The following is a 1,026-nucleotide window of genomic DNA, read 5'->3' as shown; positions in this document are numbered from 1 at the left end:
TAGAGTTGTTGTGAAACAGTGAGGAATTGATTCAGTTGTTGTTGAGGGCTGGTGATTTTGTATCTTGCCCCTAAGCCGCCTCCAGATAGAAGTTCCACAGCCCGGCAGCCGTGACCATTGAGCGGTCATCAAAGCCTTCAATTCGGTTGCGATAGACCTGATGCGCAATGCCGTAGCGCTTGAGGCCAGCGAACGAAGAAACCGCCGAGTACAGCTGCTCACAAACCACCCGTTCGCTGGCCAAAGCTCGATTGTCTGCTTTCTGCTCGTCGCTGAGCTGTCCCCCTCGCGGCTTTTTGTGGGGCAACTCGACATTGACCACCTCGTTTTGCAGTCCGAAAAAGCCCAGGTCACCCTGGATCGATACCTCATCAGGTATCTACTCTGCCCACCCTTCCTGGTTCAAGATGCCTTTGTCATTGTGACGGCCCGCATAGGCATGACTGAAAATTAGTATCTTACGGTTCGGGGCCACCAGGGCCAGATGCGAGCGTGTATGTCGCTTCTTCTTGCCTGAGTAGTCGTCCCGTTGCTTGTCGTTGTCTTTGGCCCGTTGCACGGGCCGCTCGGTGACGTCAATGATGACCCGCCCGACCTCTGGAAAGGCTTCGACAAACTCACTCATCCTGCTCAGCTTCCGTTTCGGTAGCGCGAGTTGCTGGCCTAATGCAGCTTCGAGTAAGGGCTGTAAGCGATGCGTCCAGCGGTTGGCCTGCGACCGGTCGAGGTCAAACAGCAGACCAGCGAGGTCGAACGTGGGATAGCACTTGAAGTAAAACAGGATGTAAATGAGTTTGTCTTCGACGCTCACAAGTCGAGGCTTGCGCCCACCGCCCACCGCCCGCGCTCTCGGCTGCTGGCTACGACGGGGGATGGGCGCTTCGGCAAGGGCTTGGGCAAACGATGGTTGGAGCGCTGCGAGGGCTTTATGATTCAGACCTGTCAACGCCCGAAGCAATCGGTCATCTCGTTTGACGCGCTCTAGATCCAGCATTGGGCTACCGTCTCAATACCTGTATTGGTATA

Annotated in this window: 1 pseudogene; it reads right to left on the bottom strand. The window is 55.8% G+C overall.

The features are described 5' to 3' along the window. Positions 1–70: 70 nt before the first annotated feature. A pseudogene (locus IQ273_RS33420) lies at positions 71–994 on the bottom strand (transposase family protein). Positions 995–1,026: the final 32 nt, after the last annotated feature.

Source organism: Nodosilinea sp. LEGE 07298, from assembly GCF_015207265.1.
GTDB lineage: Bacteria > Cyanobacteriota > Cyanobacteriia > Phormidesmidales > Phormidesmidaceae > Nodosilinea.
This window is presented reverse-complemented; position numbering and strand designations above follow the sequence as displayed.